This is a genomic window from Pseudarthrobacter humi (assembly GCF_024294965.1).
Lineage (GTDB): Bacteria > Actinomycetota > Actinomycetes > Actinomycetales > Micrococcaceae > Arthrobacter > Arthrobacter humi.
The window spans coordinates 1-22,622 of record NZ_JANCLV010000022.1 but is presented as its reverse complement, the minus strand read 5'-3'; the positions used below and the strand labels follow the sequence as shown (position 1 = coordinate 22,622).

The following is a 22,622-nucleotide window of genomic DNA, read 5'->3' as shown; positions in this document are numbered from 1 at the left end:
AGTTAGCTTCATGGTTAGAGCGGGGCCGTTGTCTGCTTCCGCAGCCGGATGGCGCGGTCACGTTTATCACGCAGGTGTCCCAAGGTAAGTTCCAGCCCGTCGACCTCGCCTTTCCACCCTTCTGTTTCAGCTCGCTCCCTTCTAGCGATCAGGTCGGCTTCCAATTCGTCCAAGCGAAGAATCATTCGGGGTTCAATGTGGAGCATGGGGCAGCGCACGCAGGCGTGTTCGTGCGCGCATGGCGTGCCGTAGGGGCGGCCGCAGGTGCCCAGTTCAACTTTGCGTTTATCAAAATGCTCCTCGAACTCTTGCCACTCGGCATCGGTGACGCGGGCGTATTCATGGTCCGGGCGCATCGCCCTGCGGTTGGCTAGGTGCATCTGGTAGTGCCGAACGACCTCTTCATCGAACACGGCAACGTAGCCCCTGGTGGTCTGCAGGTTCGCGTGCCCCAACAGGGCGGCTCCGATGTGGATCGGAAGGCCGTTGTTGACCAGGTCGGTCGCGAAGATCCGTCTGAAGTCGTGTGGGGTGAATGCAAGCCCTTCGAATTCGGGCCGGTCTTCGGCGGCCGCGGTGCAGGCTGCACGCAGGAGTTTTGCGATCCGGCTGGTGCTGAACACTCCGCGCAGCGGCCCGCTGGAATGCTGGAAAAGGAAGGGAAGCGGCTCGCTGTGTTCCCGCTCGTGTGGGTCCCAACGGCGAATCAAGGGGATGGTCCCTAGATTTTCCTTGTGCCGGCGGATCATCTCGGCGATGACATGCAGCAGCTCGGGCGACATGGGAATGACTCTTTCCCTGTCAGTTTTTGACGGTGTGATCACCAAGAGACCTACGATTTCGCCGTTGGGTCGGCGGTATTGCCTGATGGACAGGTGACTGAGCTCGAGCAGTTCCTCGTGGCGGATCCCGGTGAGCCGGAGAATTTCGATGGCCGCCCAGGTCCAGAACGCGCGTTCTTCCTGGTCGGTGATGTTGATCTTCTTCCCCGTGGGGCCGAACACCCACAACTGCCGTTCCGGTTCGGGAGGAGCTTCAAATTCAATTCCGCGACGCTCCCTGGGGCCCTTGGCCGGTGCCCTTTGAGGTTTGCGGTGGGTCATGTGCGTGTAGCGGTCCCCGCCAAAGTCGAAACTGTCATCGTCCAGGGAACCGGCGGCTGCTTCTCGAAAAGCGTGCAGGCGTTCCTTTTCCGACGTGACATGTTTGACGAGCAGGTCCAGGAGGGGTTGGCGTGCCCTGGTGCGGTCGGCAATGCGCTCGGCCATCCGACGGCGGCCTGCCTTGTAGCCGCGGGAAGCGATCGGTGGGATGGGACACTTCGTGGCCCATGGTCCCCACCTCGGGGGGTCCTCCAGCGACCAAGCCTGAAGATCCAGATACAGGGCCCGCACGGCGATCAGCAAGTCCCAAATGCCCTGCCGGAGCCTGGGTCCGTCAGGGGTTTGGATGGTGTCGACTTCCTGCCGCCAGGCCTCGTAAGTTTTCTCGGTCAGGTGAAGGTTCTGCTGGCCTGGGTTTACGTGCTCGATCACGCACCAGAAATTGCGTACCAGGTGCCCTGTCAGGCCGCGGAGGGTCGAATGGTCCATGCCCAGGGCAGCGCGCTGGTTGATGTAGTCGATGAGCAGCTGCCGCACCCCGGCGTTCTTGACCCCGTGGTAGTCGACGAACTCCTCCACCGTTCGTGGGCCGCCGCGTCTGGCTGCCCGGATGGTGGCCGGTGTCCCTTCCGGGAACCTTCCCATGGAATGGAGCACTTCCCAGATCAGGCCGGCAATTTGCCGGTCGTAGTTGCCCTTCTTTCGAACGGCCCGCAGCTCGTGCTGGAAGTGGACTAAGGCGCCGGGGCTCAAATCGTAGGCGGGGATTCCCTGGCTGGCTAGAACGTAGGAAAGTTCGGTAAGTGCGCGGTGCTTTTGTGTGTCCGTCGTTGGAGTGTCCCGGATGCGGTCTGCGATCTGATCCAAGAGTCGGTCTTGCTGGCATTCGCGGAAGATCATCGAGAAATCGGCGACCACGTCACGGTGCAATGTCCGCACAGACGGGACAATGACGCGCATGGCCACCAACCAGGTCAGTCCGCTGGTCATGGTCCAGCTCTTGGTTGGGGGAGGATTCAACGAGGCAAGTCGCTCCGCGGAAGTGTCCCAGCCACTGGCGTCCCAACGTTCCTGCCACGTGCTTCCTTCGAAACTCGACAGGTGTTCTGCGACCTTCCGGATGGACCTTCGGCGCTTGTCCAGCATGACCGGTGAACGCGGAAGAAGGGTGCACGCGGCGGTTTGCAGCTCGGCAATGGATGCCTTGCTGAGATCTCCCAGAGGCAACGGCAGGTTCCGAGGCGCGGCCACCGGGCTGACCATGGTGCCCTGTCCACCGATGTGCCGTAAAGCGGGCGGAACTTCGTCGTCGGCAAGTTCTCGACGGGACCAAATACCCGTGGTGGCAACACTAGCCCTGGACATCGTCGGTCCGCTTCCGTGCACCAAACACGGCGTTGATGTCCTCGGCCGCGTAGCCCGGGCTGTAACCCGGCGACGGCTGGTGTGCACGGGCGTGGAACTCCTGCATCTTGGCGATGACTTCTTCAGCCCTGGGCACCGCGTAGCGGCTGGTGGTGTGCAGGTCAGCGTGCCCAAGCACGACCTGGACCTCGGGCAACGTCAGCACACCGCTGTTGACCATGCGGATGGAGGCGGTGTGACGGAGATCGTGCAACGTCCAATTCGTCTCCGCAGCCGCATTCGCGCGCTGCACGATGCGCCTCGCGGCGGAATAGCTCAACGGCCTCTGAGGGCCGCGAAGCGTCCGCCACAAAGGATCGTCGGGATCTACTTTGCTGGATCCCAGATACCGTCCTAGCCATGTCATCGCCTCAGGTGACAACGGAACCCATCGTCTCTCCCTGGTGCCCTTCGAGATTACAGACAAGCGCTGGTTCGCCCAGTCGATGTCACTGGTCCGGGCGCCCAGGAGCTCTTCGGCCCTTGCACCTGAAGAGACAAAGCACTCAAGCAGTGCCCGGTCCCGGTCACAAGTCATCGACCCGAAAAGCTCTACCCACTGCCCGTCGGGGATCGACCGGGGCAGCGCGTGACTGGCGCGGCGACGGTAAGGCGCCCGACGAAAGGGCTGCTTCATTTCCAAGGGACTGCGATGCGAGAGCGCCTTGCGGCGATGCGCAGACGCCGGAACAGGATTCAACACAGGACCGCGGGACCACCGGGCGTGGAACTCATAGAAGTTTCGCACCGCGGCCAGGGTCAGGTTGACCGTAGCTGCCCCGTATCCGGCATTGAGATGGGGTTTCCCGGTCTTGATATTGACTCCACCTGGCAGCCCCGAGGACCGCCTGCGCTGCGGGTTGGGGGCGACCATGAACCAGCCGACCAATGCCGCCGTTTCCGCCTCCGTGGCGCGATCCCAGGAAACATGAACAGTCCACAGGACCCGAAACCACATCAGGGCTGCGTAGCAGTACGAGCGCATTGTGCGGGGACTCAGATCAGCAACGGCGAGGTCCCGTATCCAGGTGCTGACCTCCGACACCACCTCGCCGTTTGGATCGTAAAGGAGATAGGGCTCGTACGGACCGGGTCCCTGCCCAACGCGGCCAACCCTGGAAAGCTCAACAGACCCATCGCGCAGCCCGCGCCGACTATCGAAATCTGACCATTGCTCTGACATCCGAGATCACCTTTGGTGGTTGCAGCGGAGATAGCCCTGCTCCCATGCCTACAGCCAACAAGGCCGGAGATGCCGACGGCGCGCGGACACTAAGTGCAGATAACTAACCAAGAGCGCGAGCCATCATATGTCTGCGATCCTCCCTTAAAGACCAACCCTTCAATCCCGGTGGTGGGCAGATCCCGTAGCCAGGTCTTGGCCAATTCCGGGTCTGTAGTGGTCGGGGAAAGGGTCAGCGGGGCGGCCCATTCCCGGGCCAATTCTTCGAGCAGCTGCCGGCGACCGGCGAACGGGATCCCGCGGACGTCCTGCCCGGCGACGGCCAGCACATCGAAGGCCGCGAACGCGGCCGGGAACTCCTTCACCAGCGCCGGCAGAGCCGCCCTGGACGTCACCATGCGCCGCTGCAGCGCCTCAAAGTCCAGCCGATCCCTGTTCCAGATGACGGCTTCGCCGTCGAGGACGACACCGGGCGGGACCTGAGCCCCGAGGGCTGCGGCCAGGTCAGGCAGGATCCGTGTGAGCTCTTTGCCCTGCCGCAACCAGAGCGTCACCCCGTCAAAATTTATGAGGGCGACAGTCCGGTATCCGTCCCATTTGGGTTCGGCATATAGCCGGCCCGGCAGTGAGTCGGGTCCCGGGAAGTTCTTGACGAGTTTCGCCAGGGCAACAGCAACCGGGGGTTGCAGAGCCGGCGGGATGGACTCGCTCATGGGCCCAGCCTAAAGGGACGGGCGGTTTCTACCGCTCCTGGATACCCTCGGCAGTGTACTTCTGGGTGTGCCTTATGGTCTCCGCCATGGCCCGTACGGACTGCGGGTCGTCCTGCCAGCGGCTGCCGTCCCGCGTGCAGGCCTGGAGCGACAGGCCTGCTTCCTTGGCCGCCTGCCGTAGTTCGATCCACGCCCTTTCCAGGTCTGCCAGCTGCGCGGGCGTCAGCGGCTCGCGTTCCGCGGCGACCGCGACGGCGGAGGACTCCGCTGCAGCCGGTGTCCGGCGCAGGGTGAAGAAGCTTGGCAGTCCCATAGTCCGTCTCTCCTTCTGACAAAGAATGTCCCGCCTGAGATTGGGGGAACCAGACGGGACAATCCCACCGCACCAACCCAGCCTGACGCGTCCCAGGGCAGATACATGCTCGCAGGGCTCGCACCCCCGTGGGCGTCCGCTGGCGCGGCCGGCTGTTGGGTGTTGCCGGTCTGTCGCAGAGCTCCTGCCCGTCATCACCTTTGTCTACGTCTTCGACGTTTTTTGGTTGCTGTCCTTCGGATTCTAGGCGTCCGCTCCACCCCGTCTAGCCCCTCCTACGTCGGGGCCTGCGGCGAGTGAATTTCCCTGCGGCGCTCCTGCGTCGCTGATTTCCTCCGGGAATTTCCCCCACCTTGCCCTTTGGGTAGACAGGGCTCCGTCGGCCGCCGAGCAAGCGAGCTTGCCAGCAACCAAAAAACAACGGGGGAGAAGGGCAGTAGCTGGCACAGTTCCACAGCCCCCTCACCCACCGAATCCTCAGCAAAGGACAAACACCATGAGCAAAGTTTCCACACAGGCCGTCACCACGGCGGACACCGCCGAGACCATCCCCGGCGCCGTCGTTCTGGGCGATTACCACATGAACGACGGCTGGGACTGGATGGAACTGATCGGCCAGCACGGCTGGGCAGCGGTGAACGTCTGGGGTTGCGACGGCTGGGACGTGGGCCAATGGCCCTACGTCATCGTCGCCGCGACCCGCGCCACGGACAACACCGGGGAATTGTTCGGCGTAGCCACGTACTGCGAGGGCGACGTGAAGACCACCTATTACCGGACCCAGGCCCGGCAGTGGGACGCGATCACCGAAGAGGCGTTCGAATCGTGGAAATGCGGACAGGCCCCCGGACCGGCAGACCTGCCACTGGCGGCGGCCGAGCTGCCGAGCCGCTACCGCACCCCCTACGCCCCGGCCTTCGCCTAACCATCCCTGAGCTGCTGCGCTCCGTCACCCACGGGGCGCAGCACCCCACCACTTCCAAGGAGCACCATGAGCAACGACACCACCCCCAAAGGCATCACCGCCCTGATCTACCGCGACAGCCTGGGCATCGACTTCTCCAACCGGGGAATCTCCGCCCAGGTCACGGAAGTGACCGTTATCGGTCCCGGCATTGACCCGATATTCCCCGCATCCAAGGAACGGCCCGCCGTCCGGATCGTCACCGGCGAATCGTTTGACGGCGGCATCACCATCCACGCCGTACCCGTCACGGCAGAAGGGGAACCGGCCCCGTGGTACATGTTCGGCGGGACGTTCATTTTCAGCAGTGACTCACGCTTCCGGGAAGCCGCAGGCCACTACGGGGCGTTGCCGCTGCACGACCGCCAAGAATAAGAAACGCGGTGGCCGGGCCAGATGGTCCGGTCACCGCTGGCGGTCCGCCGTCGTGGCCGGCCCGGGTGTCTGGTTACGGGCGGCGGACCGCCGTTAGCGCCACGGCCATGAACGTGGTTCAGTGCCGACGGCGGCCGCCGGCGCCGGGATCCACGCCGCGCTTTCTGTGGTGAAGGTACAGGGACGGCTCGCCAGGGCTCACCATAATGGGCGTCCGCTGGCGCGGCCGGCTGTTGGGTGTTGCCGGTCTGTCGCAGAGCTCCTGCCCGTCATCACCTTTGTCTACGTCTTCGACGTTTTTTGGTTGCTGTCCTTCGGATTCTAGGCGTCCGCTCCACCCCGTCTAGCCCCTCCTACGTCGGGGCCTGCGGCGAGTGAATTTCCCTGCGGCGCTCCTGCGTCGCTGATTTCCTCCGGGAATTTCCCCCACCTTGCCCTTTGGGTAGACAGGGCTCCGTCGGCCGCCGAGCAAGCGAGCTTGCCAGCAACCAAAAAACAACGGGGGGAGAGGGGCAGCTGGCCCGGTTACGAGGTCCCCTCACCATCCCAATCCTCAGCAAAGGACAAACACCATGACTGATTCAGTACGCGCCACCGGCCCCGCCGACGTTCTCAGCTACATCCCGCACACGCTGGGCAACGTGCCCCGCGAGTCGTTTGTGTTCCTGACCGTGCAGGGCAACCGGCTCGGCGCCACACTCCGGGTCGACGCTCCCACGGCGGCAACGCCTGGCATGTTCGCCCACACCATCGGCGGCTTTCTCGAAGCGGACAAAGCTGCTACGTCGGTCCTGCTGGCCGTTTACACGGACCTGACCGCAGAGGACGCCCCGCGTCCGTTCCACGACTACATCGAGGCACTCATTGAAGTACTCGAAGCTGCCGGGACCCCGCTCAAAGACGGGTGGCTGGTGACCTCCACCCACTGGCAGGACCTGCTGTGTGACAGCGAGGCCGGATGCTGCGAACCCCAGCCGCTGGACGCGATCACCGACAGCGCCCTGAACGCCGAAATGGTGTTCCGCGGCAGCGCTTACAACGCCGGACCCGGCACGACCTACGCGCCCTATGCCGGGCCGGCAGAGGCCACCGAGTGGATCCAGTCCATGTATGGGCACCTGTTGGCCGAGGACCTGAGCGCACCACGCGCCCAGTGGGCCGCAGCATTGGAAGCCAGCGAACCGCTGACCGGGATGAAAGCGGTGGAGTTGGTGGCCGCATTCCAAGCCCCCGCCGTGCGGGACGCCCTGCTGGTGAACATCATCGACCCGGACCTGCCGGATGCAGAAGACAGCGGGGCGCTGCTGTTGGGCAGCGGAATCGCGCCGGACTGGACCCTCGTGGACAAGGCCCAAGCCGTGGCCCGCGAACTGATCACCGCAGCACCGGCGGGCTACCGTGCCCCGCTGCTGACCTTGATCGGATGGACGGACTACCTCAAAGGCCGGGCATCTTCGGCCGGGGAACACTTCACACTCGCCCAGGCCGACGCCCCCGGCTACCGCCTCGCGGAACTGCTGGAGCAGATGATGGTGCTGCGCCCGATCGCGGACACCGCCAAGAACCCCGCGACCGCCTACAAGCGGGAACGCTAAAAACCCCAAGGGGGCCGGGCCAGCATGGTCCGGTCCCCTCAGGTGGGGCGCGGCGGCCTCCCCCGCAAGCTCCGCCGGCCGCCGGTCACGCTTGCGCGGGCGCAGCACCACCGTGAAAGCACGGAAATACCCGCCGGGTTAGAGTGGAAACACGACGACCAGGCAGGAACCAACCATGAGCCACGGATTCATCCTCACCGATCAGGACAAAGCCCCTGAAGGCATCACCGCGGCCGAAGAGGCCATCGAGCTCGCCATCCTGGGTAACGACGAAACGAAGTCCCCCGCGGACTTCACCTGGGACAACCAGGGCCAGCAGTACTAAGACTCCTGCAGCGATGTTGCTGCACCTATAGATTTCCTTTTGCTGAGGGAAAACAGGGAGGGCCGGCGCCTGCAAGGTGCCGGCCCTTCCGCCCGTTAACAAGCCCCTGGCGCGACTAAAGTACTCATTCCCTGGGGGAGCTGGCGCGACTAAAGTACGGGATCTTGTTTGGTGTTCGGGCAGGCTCGTCGGGCTCGCCCTGGTTGCGGTGTAACCAGTTGATGGGCGTCCGCTGGCGCGGCCGGCTGTTGGGCCCGGCCCCGACGTCGCAGGGCTCCGGAGTGTCCGGTCCTGTTTGTCTTCGACGTTTTTTGGTTGCTGTCCTTCGGATTCTAGGCGTCCGCTCCACCCCGTCTAGCCCCTCCTACGTCGGGGCCTGCGGCGAGTGAATTTCCCTGCGGCGCTCCTGCGTCGCTGATTTCCTCCGGGAATTTCCCCCACCTTGCCCTGCGGGTAGACAGGGCACCGTCGGCCGCCGAGCAAGCGAGCTTGCCAGCAACCAAAAAACAACGGGGGAGAAGGGCAGTAGCTGGCACAGTTCCACAGCCCCCTCACCCCGAGTCGATGAAACAAGGAGAACCACCCCATGACGACGAACTTTTGGGATGCCGACGGTGACTTCGACTACGAAGCCCATTACGAGGCAGGCCAGCTCGAGAAAGCGGCCACGGCGGCACAGAGCCTTGGTGCACCTGAACTTGCCCCCGTCATCCACTACTTCGCACTGAAGGACTTGCCGCAGGTCAGCTTCACGCCCGAGCTGCTTACGGCGCTGAAAACATGGCAGCGCCTGGTGAACGAGATCGAGAATGCTCCCGTCGTACAGGACGTCAAAGATCTCAGGCGACAGGCAGAAGACGCAGGACGCGCCATCGAAAACCTGACTGAGGCTGCAACGGGCTAGCCTGCCGTGGGTACCCGCCCTGGGCAACTTTCAGGTGCAGGCTCGCAGGGCTCGCCCTGGTCTGCGCTGCAACCAGAGAATGGGCGTCCGCTGCGCGGCCGGCTGTTGGGCCCGGCCCCGACGTCGCAGGGCTCCGCCGTGTCCGGTCCTGTTTGTCTACGAACGTTTTTTGGTTGCTGTCCTTCGGATTCTAGGCGTCCGCTCCACCCCCTCTAGCCCCGGTTCCGCAGGCTCCACCGGGGCCTGCGCCCTGGACGATCTGCTGCGGCGCTCCTGCGTCGCTTATTTCCTTCGCAGCTCCCCCAGGTCTTGCCCTTGGGTAGACAGGGCTCCGTCGGCCGCCGAGCAAGCGAGCTTGCCAGCAACCAAAAAACAACGGGGGGAGAGGGGCAGCTGGCCCGGTTACGAGGTCCCCTCACCATCCCAATCCTCAGCAAAGGACGCCACCATGAACATCACTGGAGACCGTACGGCCCGCGCAGCACTGACCCGCCTGTTTGAACCCGCTGATCGGGTTGTGGCCGCCGTCGTCGGCCAGCTCGGCGCGTACGCCGCGTTGCGCCTCCTGACCGGAGAGCAGGCACCCCACGCCCTGAAGGGCGTCACGTCGGAAGAATTTACCGCCGCGGTGGCCTGCGCCGCACAGCACTACACCGGGGACATTGACCCGCAAAAGGATCTGGACGACGCGGCCGCGCTGGGCGGCGGGTTCCTCATTCCCGGAGACGAGCACTGGCCAGCAGGTGTGGATGATCTTGAAGTGCCCCCGCTGGGACTCTGGTACCGGGGAAACCTCACCACAGGGATCCCGGCAACTGACCGCTGCGTCACCCTCACCGGATCCCGGGACTGCACCGCCTACGGGGCAGCTATCGCCGGAGACTTCGCCCACGGCCTGGCCCAACGCGGCATCACCGTTATTTCCGGTCTCGGCTACGGAGTGGACGCGATCAGCCACAAGTCAGCGCTGGCCGGAAGCACGCCCGAGGCAATGCCGACCATCGCCGTGGTCGCCGGAGGCGTAGACCGGTTCTACCCCTCAGGAAACGCCGACCTTGGCCGGGCACTTCTTGGAACCGGACTCATGATTTCCGAAATGCCAGCCGGGACCGCCCCCACCCGCCACAGGTTTCTCCAGCGCGGCAGGATCATGGCGGCCCTGTCCGGTGCCGTGTGTGTCGTGGAAGCCCGCTACCGTTCCGGCGCGCTGAACACCGCCCACCACGCCGAAACCATCGCCCGTCACGTCGCCGTCGTGCCCGGCCCGGTGACTTCCGCGAACAGCGCAGGCTGCCACCGGCTCGCCCGGGACGGGTCCGCCGTCCTCGTGACCGAAACCAACGAACTGATGGAACTCCTCACCAGCTAAAGCTCAGCGGTGGCCGGCCCCCCAAGGTCCGGTCACCGCTGGCGGTCCGCCGCAAACTGGTCGGCACAGTGCCTGGGAACTAGCGACGGACCGCCCACAGCGCTCCAGCGAGCAACCAAGCACCACACGCCGGCGTCCCACCGCGGCATCCCTCACCTTAAACATTCCGACTGTCCGTTGCAGCAGATACGCTGACGCCAATCAGTCCTGCAGCGATGTTGCTGCACTTATAGATTTCCTTTTGCTGAGGGAAACAGGAAGGGCCGGCACCTGCAAGAGGTGCCGGCCCTTCCGCCCGTTAACAAGCCCCTGGCGCGACCAATGTACTCACTCCCGGGGGAGCTGGCGCGACTAAAGTACTCACTCCCGGGGGGAGCTGGCGCGACTAAAGTACGGGCTTTGTTTGGTGTTCGGGCAGGCTCGTTGGGCTCGCCCTGGTTGCGGTGTAACCAGTTGATGGGCGTCCGCTGGCGCGGCCGGCTGTTGGGTGTTGCCGGTCTGTCGCAGAGCTCCTGCCCGTCATCACCTTTGTCTACGTCTTCGACGTTTTTTGGTTGCTGTCCTTCGGATTCTAGGCGTCCGCTCCACCCCGTCTAGCCCCTCCTACGTCGGGGCCTGCGGCGAGTGAATTTCCCTGCGGCGCTCCTGCGTCGCTGATTTCCTCCGGGAATTTCCCCCACCTTGCCCTTTGGGTAGACAGGGCTCCGTCGGCCGCCGAGCAAGCGAGCTTGCCAGCAACCAAAAAACAACGGGGGAGAAGGGCAGTAGCTGGCACAGTTCCACAGCCCCCTCACCTCGAGTCGATGAAACAAGGAGAACCACCTCATGACTGCAATCGCAGAAAACCCCATCGCTACGGCCCCGACGCTGGAATGGCTGGACCCGGGCACCCTGACCGTGGACGTGAACGTCCGCAAAGACGCGGCACTGACGCCTTCGTTCGTAGCCAGCATCAAGGAACATGGCGTGCTTGAACCCGTGATCGCCCACCGTCAGGAGAATGGGACAGTGCACGTGCTGATGGGACAGCGCCGCACCCGCGCCGCCGTCGAAGCGGCCCGTCCCCTGATCCCGGTCATGGTCATGGACAGCCCCGAAGAAGCCGAACGGATCGTGACGCAGGTGGTGGAGAACATCCAGCGCGCCGAACTCACCCAAGCGGACGAGGCCGACGCCTACCACCAGCTGTCCCTGATCGGTGTCTCAGCGGCGCAGATCGCCAAGAAAACCGGGCGGACCAAAATCACCGTCGAGGACGCGCTGAAAGCGAAGTCCAGCACCGCCGGGGACGCCGCACTGGGGAAGGGATGCACGATCGAGGAAGCGCTGATACTGGCCGAATTTGAAGGGAACCAGGACGCTACGGAGGAAATTGAATCCGTACTGGCCGACGAGCCGGACCAGTTGCATCACGTGGCTCAGCAGTTGCGGGACCGCAGGGACCGAGCCGCCGCCCTTGCGGCGCTGATTGCTGAACTCGAAGCGGCAGGGAAGACCATTGTGGAGGATGCCGGGCACTATGAAGGGGAGGAAAACCTGTACGTTTCCGCCGCCCGCTGCTCCGATGGGGAGGACGCAACCGAGGACGACGCGAACGCCTACATCATCATCAGCAACTGGCAGGGAGAACACTCCGCCAAACCGGTAATCACCGGATGGGAAGCGCTGGGCTTCACACCCAAGCACGAGCGTTACGACGGCGGCAGTTCCGCGCAGAAAGGACCGATGACCGATGAGCAGAAAGTCGAACGCCGGACCCTGATCGAGAACAACAAATTGATGATTTCGGCGACGACCGTACGCCGGGAATGGGTCACCGCGTTACTGGCAAAGAAGCAGGCTCCCAAGGGCTGGCAGTACTTCACCGTCCACGCCATCACCCACCACTCAGAAGTCGCCAGCGGCTACGACGGTGAAGTGGCCGCGCATATGGCTGGGGCAAAGATCGAAGGGGAGAAAACGTGGGCGTGGAACCCGCTGAGGGATCACGTGGCCAAGACCACGACCCGACCCGAGTTCTCCTTGATCGCCCTGATCTGCGCCGGGTATGAAAAGACCATCGCCAAAGATTCATGGCGGGCACCGCACCAGTCCCACCGCGACTACCTGAACCAGCTCGTCACATGGGGATACACCGCATCGGAGACTGAACAGATCATCATCGACAGCGGCAAGTAACCACCACCGGGCATAGAAAAACCCCGGACCCTAGATGTTCGAAGTATCTAGGTTCCGGGGCTTCTTCTCCCCACAGTCTACCGGCCAAAACGGGAAACATGTCAAAGCCCGCAGGGGCAGGGAAACAGGGCATCGGAACGGTGAGAATCGCGGGCGGTCCGCCTCCCCAGGTGGCAGCACCCAGCGTGGTCACCAGCGACAGACCGCCGTTCCAACGCGGCCACCACTAGCCGTTCCGTGGGGACAGCGCAGCAGTTACCAGGAAACGGTGTCCCCACCCATGAAGACCCCTCGCCCACCTGGGCACGGCAAAAGCTCAACGTCCGGGCTTTTCCCGCACACACCTGGACGACGGGGACCAGCCTGACGGCTGACCACATCCCGCCAGCTACTCAAACCCAAAGATGCCGTGGACGACACAGTGAACGTCCGTGGCCATCAGGTGCCGGCTGCTGCGGATCGTGGAGGGCCGGCTACCAGGGCGGCTCTATTCCGAGGACCAGGAACGGGGCGGCTACACGCCGGAAGCTGACGGCATCACCACTGCCAGGCCTCACCTAAAATAGAGCCAAAAACCTCTAGATTATGCGGAGAAAGTCTATTTATTCAGTTGAATAATTGATAGAATGGAGGTATCAAGTCAAGCAGTCGAACGCAACTAGAACTCATACGAAACCAGGTACTGAAAATGACTTCCTCCCCCACCGATTACACGGTCTACACCAAGCCTGAATGTCCGAACTGCGACCGGACGAAGGCATACTTCGAATCCAAGGGCATCACCTACACGGCCGTGGATATCACCGAGAACCCCGCCGCCCTCGAATACATCACCGAAGAACTTGGCTACGCCCAGGCGCCCGTCGTGCAAAACAATGCCGATGACCAGGATCACTGGTCAGGGCTCCGCCGGGACAAGCTGGTCCAAGCATCCATGAACCGCCAGGCGGCGTGAGCTCTATGACTGACACGCAGCAGGGGGAGCGGTTCACGCTTAGCCCCCGACGGATCACCGACGCTGAATGGTTCGGCCTGGACGCTAATCCGGAGGGCACCATCAACGTCCCCCTCGTGGACCACTACGAGCCACTCCCGTACCCGGAATGGTGTGGGTCTGAGGACCACCACGACATCCGGAACACCTCTCGAAAGGCACCCACCATCATGGCCGGAGAAACCACGATCACGGTCATCGGCAACCTCACCAGCGACCCCGAACTGCGGTTCACTCCAGTTTCCCGTGGGTTCGGCAATACTGAAGGTACTCCGGTCGCGAACTTCACCATTGCGTCCACCCCACGCACCTTTGATGCCCAGAGTAAGGAGTGGAAGGACGGGGAAACTCTTTTCCTCCGGTCCACGGTCTGGCGAGAAGCAGCAGAAAACGTTGTTGCGTCTCTGACCAAGGGCAGCCGTGTCGTGGCCAGTGGCCGGCTGAAGCCCCGCACCTATGAGACCAAAGCGGGGGAGAAGCGCACAGTGATCGAGTTCGAGGTCGACGAAATCGGGCTGTCCCTCCGTTACACAGCGGCGGCGCCGACGGGGTCCCAAGTGGTCAAAGCGCTGAACAAAAGCGCTGCAGGGGTTGATGCCAGCGGCTACGCCGATGATGACCCGTGGTTCGGGAAGAACGCCAACGATGCAGAATCCGCTGGCGTGCCAGATACGGCATCCTACCCCGCGCGCTGAAACCTGCGACGCGGCTCAATCGGGCGGACGTGACCAATGCCGGTTCCTAAGAAAACAAAGACTGTTACCCCGTACTTCACTGAAGCGGATGCTGACCAGATCCGGGCTGCAGTTCAGGAGGTGGGGCGCTTGGAAGGGTATGCTTCGATCTCTGAACTCGTCGAAGCAGCAACCCTTCGGGAGCTTCGGCGGTTGCAGCGTAAGTACAACGGGGGAAAGAAATGGTCCGGCGTCCCCGCCGGTAGGATGCGGCCGGGCCGGCGAACCCGCGAGGAACTTCAGCGCCGGTCTGAACACTGAACCCGCTTCCGTCCCGGAATGCCGGCGAGGACTTAGGGCCACTCCCTGTCACTCCACTGGGTCTCGTTTAGCTGGAGACACTTACGGTGACGGTGGTGCCGCTCCCTGGCTTGCTCTTGAGGCGAATTTGTCCACCATGTGCTTCGATGATGGCTTTGCTGATGGACAGCCCGAGGCCGGCTCCGGGGACGGCGGTCTTCATGGCGTGGTCGGATCTGAAGAACTTGGTGAATGCCTGCTCTTGTTCTTCCTCCGTCATGCCAATTCCCTGGTCACTAATGGAACAGATGAACCCGCCGTTTTGTCCCCTCAGCGCGATTAGCACCTCGCTGCCTTCAGGCGAGAACTTGATGGCGTTGGACAGTAGCTGTGTGATGGCCCGGGTGAACTGTTCCGGGTCCACCTCGGCTTCAAGGTCGCCTTGGATATGGTCATTGAGGATGATGCCTTTGGCTGACGCTTCATGTTCCGCGCTTCGGGTCGCCTTCTCCACGAGTTGGGAGAGGTTTGCCGGTCTCCGGCGTATCTCGAGATCCTCCGAGGCGACTAGGAGAAGGTCGTTAATCAGGGTCAGCAAGCGTTGAGCGTTTCGTTCGATAACGCCGAGGTATTCTGCGTCGGGTTCATCTCTCAGGAGTTCCAGATAGCCGAGTATGGATGTCAGGGGAGTTCGGAGTTCGTGGGATACCGTTGCGACGAACTTATCTCTGGCTTCGAGAGCCGATACCAGGGCTGTGACATCGGTGAAGGCCAGAACGGAGCCCTTTTGCCGTCCCTCATTGTCATGAAAGGGTTTCGCCGTGGCGGAAAAGCGCTGCTGCTGGTCGCCAGTGCCGACACGTATCAACTTGTTGGTGAAGCTGTCACCGCTTAGTGCAAGTTCTGCTGGACCAGCTGACAGTGTTTGGGTGGCCTGCGCAGGTCCGACGACGAACGGGTTGACGCCCGGCATGCGCTGAGCCATGGTGCGGTCCGCTCGTAGGCGGCGGTTGGTAAGAATGTCGCCGCCACCTGTATCGAGAGCCCACACGCCTACGTTTACCGTCTCGAGGACCACGTTAAGTAGTTGCTCGTGATCTTTCGTTTTCTCATGGAGGCGGACCAGTTGAGTATGACAGTCTGATCGGAGCCCACTAGGACGGCCCGAACGGTACCCACCAGCCGGACATGCCGAACCTAATGACGGCTTGAATGGTACCCACCTGTGAACGTTGATCCATCCAGTGTTGGATCGACGACGGGAGGGCCGGGATGGGGTCAAGAGTGGAGTTGTTCGCGCAGATTCGGAGGGATGCCCGGGTGGAGGGCGCGTCAATCCGGGAGCTTGCCCGCAGGCACCAGGTGGCGCGGAAAACCGTGCGTAAGGCGTTAAGTTCCCCGGTCCCGCCAGAGCGTAAAACTCCTGTACGGTCCTCGCCGCGGCTTGATCCTTATAAACCGACGATCGACGCCATGCTCGTCGAGGACACGACGGCGCCGAGGAAGCAGCGTCACACTGCCCGGAGGATTCTTGCCCGGCTCATCGAGGAGCATGGAGCGGACGAGTTGTCGTATTCGACGGTGCGTGACTACGTTCGGGTCCGCCGGGCGCAGATCGATGTGGAGGCCGGCCGCCGGGTTGAGGTATTTGTTCCTCAGGAGCACGCCCCGGGCGCGGAAGCGGAAGTGGACTTCGGTGAAGTCTGGATCGTGCTGGACGGGGTAAAGACGAAATGCCACATGTTCATCTTCCGGCTTTCTCACTCCGGCAAAGCCATCCACCGGATTTACCCCACCCAGGCCCAGGAAGCGTTTCTGGAAGGCCACGTCGAGGCGTTCAACGAGATCGGCGGCGTGCCGGTCAAACATATCCGCTATGACAACCTCACCAGTGCCGTCAGGGCCGTGGTGTTCGGTCAGGGGCGGAACCGCCTGGAGAATGACCGGTGGGTGTTGTTTCGCTCGTTCTATGGATTTGATGCCTTTTATTGCCAGCCAGGTCTTGCCGGCGCTCACGAGAAAGGCGGGGTCGAGGGCGAGGTGGGCTGGTTCCGCCGCAACCGGCTGACCCCGATGCCCGTGGCGAGGTCCCTTGATGAGCTCAACGACTGGATCCGGAGCCGGGAGGTTCAAGACGATCAGCGGCGGATTGATGGCAGGATCCGCACTATCGGCCAGGACTTCGCCGCCGAGCGCCCGTTCCTGGCACCGTTGCCGGCCGACGAGTTCGATCCCGGTCTGGTGTTGAACCCGAGAGTGGACCGGTCCTCAATGATCACCGTGCGGATGGTGAAGTACTCGGTGCCAGCACGGTTCATCGGTCGGCGGGTCCGGGTTTCATTGCGGGCATCCGAAGTTGTGGTGTTCGACGGCCGCGCGGTGGCGGCCCGGCACCAGCGGATTATTGCCAAGGGCGGGCAGTCGGTCCAGTTGGACCATTATCTGGAGGTCCTCAAGACCAAGCCCGGCGCTTTGCCTGGTTCCACTGCTTTGGCCAGGGCGCGGGAGTCGGGTGCTTTCACCAGCGCCCATGACGCCTTCTGGTCTGCCTCGCGCAGGGTCAACGGTGATGCCGCGGGGACCCGTGAACTGATTGACGTCCTGCTGCTGCACCGATCGATGGAAGCCGAAGACATCGAGGCAGGGATCACCGCAGCCCTTGGAGTAGGTGCCGTCAGTGCCGACGTCGTGGCGGTTGAAGGCCGCCGACATGCCTCCAGCATCCCTGCTGGTGGGTCCCGTCCTGACCGTCATCGCGGTGCTCATGCTGAAGCGAAAGTGCAACGAGTTGTCAGCCTGACCCAGCGCCGGCTGATGGACCCGGCGGCGGTCATCGCCGGGCTCCCTCCAGACAAGCGGCCGCTCCCGGCGATCAGCGCCTATGACGAGCTGCTGGCCAAACGCACCGAACACTCCGCAGGAACCGCGTCGAAGGAAAACATCTCATGAGCCCCACCGCACCGGCCACCACCATCACCCCAACCCTGCGACGGCGCCGCGGTCTGACTGAGCAGGCCGCGGTCGCGGCCGTGGACCAAGCATGCCGCCGATTGCGCCTGCCCACCATCCGGGCGGTTCTGGACGAAGCTCTGACCGTCGCGGGGAAGGAACAACTCTCTTACCAAGGCTTCCTGGCCGAGCTGCTGCTGGCCGAATGCGATGACCGGGACCGTCGCTCCTCAATCCGACGCGTCAAAGCCGCGAACTTTCCCCGGGATAAATGGCTCGGTGATTTCGATTTCGACGCGAACACGAACATCAACCCCGCTACCATCCATACCCTCGCTACCGGCGAATGGATTCGAAAAGGTGCACCGCTATGCCTGATCGGGGACTCCGGAACCGGCAAATCCCACCTGCTTATCGGGCTGGGCACCGCCGCGGCGGAGAAGGGATACCGGGTCAAATACACTTTGGCCACCCGGCTCGTGAACGAACTCGTCGAAGCCGCCGACGACAAAGTCCTCGCCAAGACCATCGCCAGATACGGCCGAGTGGACCTGCTCTGCATTGACGAGCTCGGCTATATGGAACTGGACCGGCGCGGCGCCGAACTCCTCTTCCAGGTCCTCACCGAACGCGAAGAGAAGAACTCCATCGCCATCGCTTCCAACGAGTCGTTCTCCGGCTGGACCAAGACATTCACCGACCCGCGCCTCTGCGCCGCGATCGTTGACCGGCTGACGTTCAACGGCACCATCATCGAAACCGGCACCGATTCCTACCGCCTCGCCCACAGCCTGACAAGGAACGCGCACTAAAAGGTAGCCGCGGCCGCCCGCCCCACGAACACATAGGTTGTCGTTGACCACTTCATGCCGCGCAACAGGACAGTTTGGAGACGTCAGTAGTGAAGGACTGGGCTGCTATCTTGATGCCTTCGGCCATGGTCAGATAGGGGCTCCAGAGATTCGCGACCTGATCAACGGTCATCCCGGCCTCCAGAATGTAAATCCCTGCGGCGGCGATGTCCCCGGCGTCCTTACCCACGACAGTGATCCCTACAATCCGACCCGTGTCCGCGTCGGCAACGATCTTGATGAAGCCGCGGGTATCACGGTTCACCAGCGCGCGAGGGATAAATTTGAGCGGCAGAACCCGGCACATGCACCGGATCCCTGCCTGGTTCGCTTCCTTGTCCGTCATCCCGACAGCGGCCAGGGCAGGGCTGGTAAACGTGACCCGGGGCAGGTGCCGGTAATCGACCTCACGCCCGGCACCCTCAAAGGCGTTCTCCACCATCAGGGCCCCGTGCGCGGCGGCGACATAAACGAACTCCGGGTGACCCGTCACATCACCCGCGGCCCAGATCCTCGGATTAGTACTGCGAAGGCTCCCGTCGACCAGGACTTCCCCGCGGTCCCCGGTTTCAACGCCGACCATGCAAAGGTTCAAATCCTCCGTGACCGGGCGCCGGCCTGTTGCCATGAGCAGGCGCGCGGCCCTGAATTCCTCGTTTCCTCCTGAGACGGAAGCATCCACGACCACGTCCCCCGACACCTCATCGGTCCGGACCGAGGACGCTGTCGCTCGACGGACGACCCGGATGCCCTCATCGGCGAAGACACCGGCGAGGGCATGCCCGGCTTCAGGCTCTTCGGCCGAGGCGAGCTTGGACCGGACCAGGATGGTCACCTCCGTGCCGAGCCGGGCGAAAAGCTGCGCCTGCTCCAGCGCCACATACCCGCCGCCCACCACCAGCATCGAAGCGGGAACGTCCTGCAGCTCCATCGCACTCGTGGACGTCAGATAATCCACCTCGTCCATTCCCGGCACTTCAGGGATCCAGGGGGTGGAGCCGGTCGCGACCAGGTAGTGTTCCGCGCTGACTGTCTCGGTGGTTCCGCCCGGGGCGGTGATGTTCAAAACCGGTGCGGCTGCGGTTCCGGCGAACACCGCCGTCCCCCGCTGCAGGTTCCATCCATAGCCCGCGGCGAGATCCACATACTTCTCTGACCGCATGGATTCGACCAGTGAGCGCTTCCCGGCGACCAGTTCGGGCATATCCACCGGCTCTGCGGAGGTGCTGATACCGGGGAACCGTCCGGAAGCATCGAGGGCGACATGGCGGGCTTCCGCGGCGGCCAGCAGGGCCTTGGACGGGATGCAGCCCGTGTTCACGCACGTGCCTCCCACAGTGCTGCGCTCCACCATCAACACCCGCTTGCCACGGCTGGTTGCCCGGATGGCCGCAGCGAAAGCAGCCCCGCCGGAACCGATAATGGCCAGGTCATAATCGAAAGATGCTGCCGACACGAGGGACTCCTGAAGATGGAAGGGAAGCAGCCGCCAGCACACCTGTTGCTCAACCGACCGCCATGTGCAGCCTTCAACCGAAGACCAGCTCTGCATCCCATTCTCAACCTTCCCCTACACTGGAATGTCAAGGAATCGCCGTCCTGGCCGCCTGCTAAGAAATGAGTTCATGATGCGTATCGGTGAGGCCGCGGCAGCGGCAGGGATGACAACCAAGACGCTGCGTTTCTACGAGGACAGCGGGCTTCTCCCGGCAGCGAAAAGATCCTCTAACGGCTACCGGGACTACCATGACGACTCCGTGGCCAGGCTCGAATTCATCCGCCGCGGACGGGCCGCAGGCCTCGCCCTGACCCAAATACGCGAAATTCTTAGCCTCCGTGACGCCGGAGAAGCCCCCTGCGCCCACGTCCAAGACCTTCTCTCCAACCAGCTGGCCGAACTGGACCACCAGATTTCTGAACTAATGGCGCTGCGATCCATCGTCGCCGGCCTTCACGCCACTGCCGCGTCCGGGACCGACGCAAGCTGCGATCCCGAACAAATCTGCAGCTACCTCTGACGCACTACTCCGCCAGACGCCAGCTTCCAACAACCGGGACCCCGGGTATCGTCCCAACCCGCGGCAGTGTTTTCACAGACCCAGAAACCACGCCAAGAACCCCTAGACACCCTCACAACATCATCCCCGGACGTCCGACGGGTGGGTACCGTTCGGGCCGTCCTAGTGGGCTCCGATCACGTTGACACAATCACCAGTTCCAGGTCTTTCTGATCTCTGCTGTTCCTGTGCTTTAGCACGCCTCCTGCTACCAGGTGCGCGGTGATAGCCAAACCTTCCATGATGACAGGGAAGAGAATCATGCGAATCAAATCGGTCTGTTCAATTTCACTTCCCAGCGCGAGCGGGGAGGCGATAGTTCCGAGAAGAGGGGCAGTGATGGCCAAGGCTAGGCGCGTCTTGCTGGCGCTTACGGCAAGCCAGATCACCGGAAACGCGATTAGCAGCCCTACGATGCTCAAAACGGGGCCGCCGACTTCTCTGGTAAGGGCCAGAACCAAGCAATCTGCCACAGGTATGACCGCGAAAGTCCCGGCAGGAAGCCGATTCCAAGGACAGGCGAGGCTGGCCACAAGAATCAGCAGCTGGAGGAGCAAAGTTATGAGGAACGCAGTGTCTGTAAGCGAGGCAGGGCTGAAGAGAAGCGCGAAAAAAGTTATGAGACCCATTGCCAACGACACCGGGAGCTGGCATAAAACGATGGCCCGGCGCCTGCCAATTTTGTTGAAAAAGTCATCCAATGGCATAAAAACGGACGTGTCCTGCATGATTACCGCAGCCCTCTCCCCAGAAATCAGACCACAAATACGTTTGGTGCCCGTAGTGGACAGCCTACTGAGGAAGTTTCCTCATGGCGTGACGTTACAGCCGTACAGTGGGGCTGGTCCGAAATCCGGTCTCAGGTAGGCGAGTTTTCGCCACCCGGTCAGCCCGGGCAGGCAGGGGCTGGTACACGGTTAAGTACCGCTGGCGGCCGCCGCCAGCGATGCGTGATCGAGGGTGTCCAGATAACGTTCAGCGCCTTTGACGCTGAGGCCGAAGAGATCGCAGAGGCGACGTATGTCCTTGGTAGCGTGAGCTTCATCCAGGATGCGGTCTTCGCGCAGAGCCTGGGCGGAAAAGCCGAGTGTGCTGTTGATCCAGACGTGGCTCACTGGAGCCGTTCGCACAGCCGTCTGGATGTTGATGAACAGGTGGGGGTTGATTGTTTCGGGCCATTGCATGTTCCGGTAGTCCAGCCAGGTTGCGAGGGACCGACGCGCCGGGTGCGCCAACAAGATGGTGCGGCTGGGGAGGTAGAGCCGTCCGTCGCGGACATCGGTCAGCAGCAGGTTACGGACCTGCCCGCTGCGCAGCGCGTGGTAGCCAATCAGCGTGGCCAAGGCCTCACGGACCGGGTTGTTGGATTCAAGTGCTGCGCGCATGGCTGCATCATCGATGGGCAAGGGGGTGCGCGTTTCCGGTTGGCCGGTCCTGAGGTGTGTGGTGGGGTTCCGAAGACGAGGCGTCTGGCCTTGAGAACGCGGAACAGCGACTTGAGGGCGCTGCAAATTAAAGTACGGTCGCTTCCGTGGGCCGGCAATGCCTGATTGATGTCGTCCCGGGTTATTTCCCGCAGGGAGCTGCGGTCGTCCGCGGCCCACGCCCGGAGAACGGGCAGCAGGGACCGGACCCGGACTCGGATAGTGACATGCGCCCGTGGCCGAGAGCGTGGGGAGGCGGTACTTCCGCGGAGCATTACTTGGAACCAAGTGTGGACCTCATCGGCGATGGCGGTCGGAAGACCCGCTGCCTGGCGGGCGTACCAGGTCACGATCGCAGGTTCCCTGTCATCCTCCAGCAGTCCTGCAGCGTGGAGTACATCCAAGATGGGCTGCCTGTTGAAAGTGGTCGGATCGAGCTCAGCCACGTGGCTTGCCTTGATCGGTGCGCCCGGTGTCGCCTGCGCGTAGGCGAGGAGCCGGAGACCCTGTCGGGTCACGTTGAATCGGGTTTTGCTCCAGCCGTGAGTCTCCCCGTGAGCGCGGACCGCCTCGTCGAGAAACTTTGCGAAGGCTGGATCCGGCAGCTCAAAGCCGGCGGGGAGTTTGGTGAGATCGCGGGGAACATCAATCATTGTCAACTGCCGGTGGGCCACCGGATATTGGTGGGGGAGTCGCTCTGCAGTTACCTGCGGGGAGTCCGCAGGTTGCCGCTTCTGCCGGAAGAGGCCGACGAAGAACAGCTGTTGTCCGTGCTGGTTCATCTCAACCACGCTAGGGCCGGTTCCATGGGGACGGGCGCCGACTGAATACTGGCTTCCAAGGGAGCCACGTGCCGTGCGCTTCAGAGCCACCTGGCCAGATCACGGATCGTGTCGTTCAGAGCCACGATTGGCGTGGTTGAGAGCCACCTGAAAAGCTCCTCCCAC

The 22,622-nt window shown here is 62.9% G+C and carries 22 protein-coding genes; 14 read left to right on the top strand and 8 right to left on the bottom strand.

Annotated elements, in window-relative coordinates; genetic code table 11:
* Nucleotides 1-14 precede the first annotated feature (14 nt).
* The 4 genes from NFC73_RS19680 to NFC73_RS19665 form a co-directional block, all read right to left on the bottom strand.
* Entirely contained in the window at nucleotides 15-2,468 is a 2,454-nt protein-coding gene (locus tag NFC73_RS19680; RefSeq protein ID WP_254753016.1) for a tyrosine-type recombinase/integrase, read from the bottom strand.
* Nucleotides 2,455-3,690: a tyrosine-type recombinase/integrase gene (locus tag NFC73_RS19675; protein ID WP_254753014.1), complete on the bottom strand. Its 1,236-nt coding sequence runs from the start codon at nucleotides 3,688-3,690 to the stop codon at nucleotides 2,455-2,457. The genes NFC73_RS19680 and NFC73_RS19675 overlap by 14 nt, the downstream gene beginning before the upstream one ends.
* Before the next feature lie 89 nt (nucleotides 3,691-3,779).
* Nucleotides 3,780-4,403, bottom strand: coding sequence for an ATP-dependent DNA ligase (locus NFC73_RS19670; RefSeq protein ID WP_254753013.1), 624 nt, complete (start codon nucleotides 4,401-4,403; stop codon nucleotides 3,780-3,782).
* 28 nt (nucleotides 4,404-4,431) lie between these two features.
* Nucleotides 4,432-4,716, bottom strand: a complete 285-nt coding sequence (locus tag NFC73_RS19665; RefSeq protein ID WP_254753011.1) for a hypothetical protein — start codon at nucleotides 4,714-4,716, stop codon at nucleotides 4,432-4,434.
* Between the two features lie 496 nt (nucleotides 4,717-5,212).
* Here NFC73_RS19665 and NFC73_RS19660 point away from each other — a divergent pair, with 496 nt between their 5' ends.
* The 10 genes from NFC73_RS19660 (at nucleotide 5,213) to NFC73_RS19615 (ending at nucleotide 14,415) form a co-directional block, all read left to right on the top strand.
* The gene (locus NFC73_RS19660) at nucleotides 5,213-5,641 is read left to right on the top strand and encodes a hypothetical protein (protein ID WP_254753009.1); all 429 of its coding nucleotides are present in this window, start codon (nucleotides 5,213-5,215) and stop codon (nucleotides 5,639-5,641) included.
* 66 nt (nucleotides 5,642-5,707) lie between these two features.
* The gene (locus tag NFC73_RS19655; RefSeq protein WP_254753007.1) at nucleotides 5,708-6,055 is read left to right on the top strand and encodes a DUF8317 domain-containing protein; all 348 of its coding nucleotides are present in this window, start codon (nucleotides 5,708-5,710) and stop codon (nucleotides 6,053-6,055) included.
* 572 nt (nucleotides 6,056-6,627) lie between these two features.
* Complete coding sequence (locus NFC73_RS19650; RefSeq protein ID WP_254753005.1) at nucleotides 6,628-7,650, top strand: DUF4192 domain-containing protein; 1,023 nt, start codon at nucleotides 6,628-6,630, stop codon at nucleotides 7,648-7,650.
* 175 nt (nucleotides 7,651-7,825) lie between these two features.
* Complete coding sequence (locus tag NFC73_RS19645) at nucleotides 7,826-7,975, top strand: hypothetical protein (RefSeq protein WP_156380210.1); 150 nt, start codon at nucleotides 7,826-7,828, stop codon at nucleotides 7,973-7,975.
* Nucleotides 7,976-8,561: 586 nt separating this feature from the next.
* Nucleotides 8,562-8,879: a hypothetical protein gene (locus NFC73_RS19640; protein ID WP_131135588.1), complete on the top strand. Its 318-nt coding sequence runs from the start codon at nucleotides 8,562-8,564 to the stop codon at nucleotides 8,877-8,879.
* A gap of 448 nt (nucleotides 8,880-9,327) precedes the next feature.
* Entirely contained in the window at nucleotides 9,328-10,248 is a 921-nt protein-coding gene (locus NFC73_RS19635) for a DNA-processing protein DprA (protein ID WP_254753003.1), read from the top strand.
* Between the two features lie 849 nt (nucleotides 10,249-11,097).
* Nucleotides 11,098-12,426: a ParB/RepB/Spo0J family partition protein gene (locus tag NFC73_RS19630; RefSeq protein WP_254753045.1), complete on the top strand. Its 1,329-nt coding sequence runs from the start codon at nucleotides 11,098-11,100 to the stop codon at nucleotides 12,424-12,426.
* A 688-nt stretch (nucleotides 12,427-13,114) separates the two neighbouring features.
* Nucleotides 13,115-13,381 (top strand): glutaredoxin family protein, encoded by a 267-nt coding sequence (locus tag NFC73_RS19625; protein WP_254753001.1) that lies wholly within the window; start codon nucleotides 13,115-13,117, stop codon nucleotides 13,379-13,381.
* A gap of 5 nt (nucleotides 13,382-13,386) precedes the next feature.
* Complete coding sequence (locus NFC73_RS19620; protein WP_254752999.1) at nucleotides 13,387-14,115, top strand: single-stranded DNA-binding protein; 729 nt, start codon at nucleotides 13,387-13,389, stop codon at nucleotides 14,113-14,115.
* Nucleotides 14,116-14,151: 36 nt separating this feature from the next.
* The gene (locus tag NFC73_RS19615) at nucleotides 14,152-14,415 is read left to right on the top strand and encodes a ParB family protein (RefSeq protein WP_254752997.1); all 264 of its coding nucleotides are present in this window, start codon (nucleotides 14,152-14,154) and stop codon (nucleotides 14,413-14,415) included.
* A gap of 67 nt (nucleotides 14,416-14,482) precedes the next feature.
* Here the strand turns inward: NFC73_RS19615 and NFC73_RS19610 are convergent, their stop codons facing one another.
* On the bottom strand, nucleotides 14,483-15,472 hold the full coding sequence (locus NFC73_RS19610) for a sensor histidine kinase (protein WP_254752995.1): 990 nt from the start codon (nucleotides 15,470-15,472) through the stop codon (nucleotides 14,483-14,485).
* 194 nt (nucleotides 15,473-15,666) lie between these two features.
* Here NFC73_RS19610 and istA point away from each other — a divergent pair, with 194 nt between their 5' ends.
* Nucleotides 15,667-17,343, top strand: coding sequence for an IS21 family transposase (gene istA / locus NFC73_RS19605; RefSeq protein WP_011691636.1), 1,677 nt, complete (start codon nucleotides 15,667-15,669; stop codon nucleotides 17,341-17,343).
* Complete coding sequence (gene istB, locus NFC73_RS19600) at nucleotides 17,340-18,155, top strand: IS21-like element helper ATPase IstB (RefSeq protein WP_011691635.1); 816 nt, start codon at nucleotides 17,340-17,342, stop codon at nucleotides 18,153-18,155. Before istA ends, istB begins: the two co-directional genes overlap by 4 nt.
* A gap of 52 nt (nucleotides 18,156-18,207) precedes the next feature.
* On the opposite strand, the gene merA is transcribed toward istB, so the two are convergent.
* Complete coding sequence (merA, locus tag NFC73_RS19595; protein ID WP_011691634.1) at nucleotides 18,208-19,650, bottom strand: mercury(II) reductase; 1,443 nt, start codon at nucleotides 19,648-19,650, stop codon at nucleotides 18,208-18,210.
* 172 nt (nucleotides 19,651-19,822) lie between these two features.
* Here merA and NFC73_RS19590 point away from each other — a divergent pair, with 172 nt between their 5' ends.
* On the top strand, nucleotides 19,823-20,212 hold the full coding sequence (locus tag NFC73_RS19590) for a heavy metal-responsive transcriptional regulator (RefSeq protein ID WP_031216440.1): 390 nt from the start codon (nucleotides 19,823-19,825) through the stop codon (nucleotides 20,210-20,212).
* 176 nt (nucleotides 20,213-20,388) lie between these two features.
* On the opposite strand, the gene NFC73_RS19585 is transcribed toward NFC73_RS19590, so the two are convergent.
* Together NFC73_RS19585 and NFC73_RS19580 are read right to left on the bottom strand one after the other, a co-directional pair.
* Complete coding sequence (locus tag NFC73_RS19585) at nucleotides 20,389-20,979, bottom strand: hypothetical protein (protein WP_254752993.1); 591 nt, start codon at nucleotides 20,977-20,979, stop codon at nucleotides 20,389-20,391.
* Between the two features lie 189 nt (nucleotides 20,980-21,168).
* Nucleotides 21,169-21,636, bottom strand: a complete 468-nt coding sequence (locus NFC73_RS19580; RefSeq protein ID WP_254752991.1) for a hypothetical protein — start codon at nucleotides 21,634-21,636, stop codon at nucleotides 21,169-21,171.
* 581 nt (nucleotides 21,637-22,217) lie between these two features.
* Here NFC73_RS19580 and NFC73_RS19575 point away from each other — a divergent pair.
* On the top strand, nucleotides 22,218-22,502 hold the full coding sequence (locus tag NFC73_RS19575; RefSeq protein WP_254752989.1) for a hypothetical protein: 285 nt from the start codon (nucleotides 22,218-22,220) through the stop codon (nucleotides 22,500-22,502).
* Nucleotides 22,503-22,622: the final 120 nt, after the last annotated feature.

Coding starts and splice junctions, on each gene's coding strand:
- NFC73_RS19680 (WP_254753016.1), bottom strand. CDS start 2,468: ATGTCCAGGGCTAGTGTTGCCACCACGGGTATTTGGTCCCGTCGAGAA.
- NFC73_RS19675 (WP_254753014.1), bottom strand. CDS start 3,690: ATGTCAGAGCAATGGTCAGATTTCGATAGTCGGCGCGGGCTGCGCGAT.
- NFC73_RS19670 (WP_254753013.1), bottom strand. CDS start 4,403: ATGAGCGAGTCCATCCCGCCGGCTCTGCAACCCCCGGTTGCTGTTGCC.
- NFC73_RS19665 (WP_254753011.1), bottom strand. CDS start 4,716: ATGGGACTGCCAAGCTTCTTCACCCTGCGCCGGACACCGGCTGCAGCG.
- NFC73_RS19660 (WP_254753009.1), top strand. CDS start 5,213: ATGAGCAAAGTTTCCACACAGGCCGTCACCACGGCGGACACCGCCGAG.
- NFC73_RS19655 (WP_254753007.1), top strand. CDS start 5,708: ATGAGCAACGACACCACCCCCAAAGGCATCACCGCCCTGATCTACCGC.
- NFC73_RS19650 (WP_254753005.1), top strand. CDS start 6,628: ATGACTGATTCAGTACGCGCCACCGGCCCCGCCGACGTTCTCAGCTAC.
- NFC73_RS19645 (WP_156380210.1), top strand. CDS start 7,826: ATGAGCCACGGATTCATCCTCACCGATCAGGACAAAGCCCCTGAAGGC.
- NFC73_RS19640 (WP_131135588.1), top strand. CDS start 8,562: ATGACGACGAACTTTTGGGATGCCGACGGTGACTTCGACTACGAAGCC.
- NFC73_RS19635 (WP_254753003.1), top strand. CDS start 9,328: ATGAACATCACTGGAGACCGTACGGCCCGCGCAGCACTGACCCGCCTG.
- NFC73_RS19625 (WP_254753001.1), top strand. CDS start 13,115: ATGACTTCCTCCCCCACCGATTACACGGTCTACACCAAGCCTGAATGT.
- NFC73_RS19620 (WP_254752999.1), top strand. CDS start 13,387: ATGACTGACACGCAGCAGGGGGAGCGGTTCACGCTTAGCCCCCGACGG.
- NFC73_RS19615 (WP_254752997.1), top strand. CDS start 14,152: ATGCCGGTTCCTAAGAAAACAAAGACTGTTACCCCGTACTTCACTGAA.
- istA (WP_011691636.1), top strand. CDS start 15,667: ATGGGGTCAAGAGTGGAGTTGTTCGCGCAGATTCGGAGGGATGCCCGG.
- istB (WP_011691635.1), top strand. CDS start 17,340: ATGAGCCCCACCGCACCGGCCACCACCATCACCCCAACCCTGCGACGG.
- NFC73_RS19590 (WP_031216440.1), top strand. CDS start 19,823: ATGCGTATCGGTGAGGCCGCGGCAGCGGCAGGGATGACAACCAAGACG.
- NFC73_RS19585 (WP_254752993.1), bottom strand. CDS start 20,979: ATGCAGGACACGTCCGTTTTTATGCCATTGGATGACTTTTTCAACAAA.
- NFC73_RS19580 (WP_254752991.1), bottom strand. CDS start 21,636: ATGCGCGCAGCACTTGAATCCAACAACCCGGTCCGTGAGGCCTTGGCC.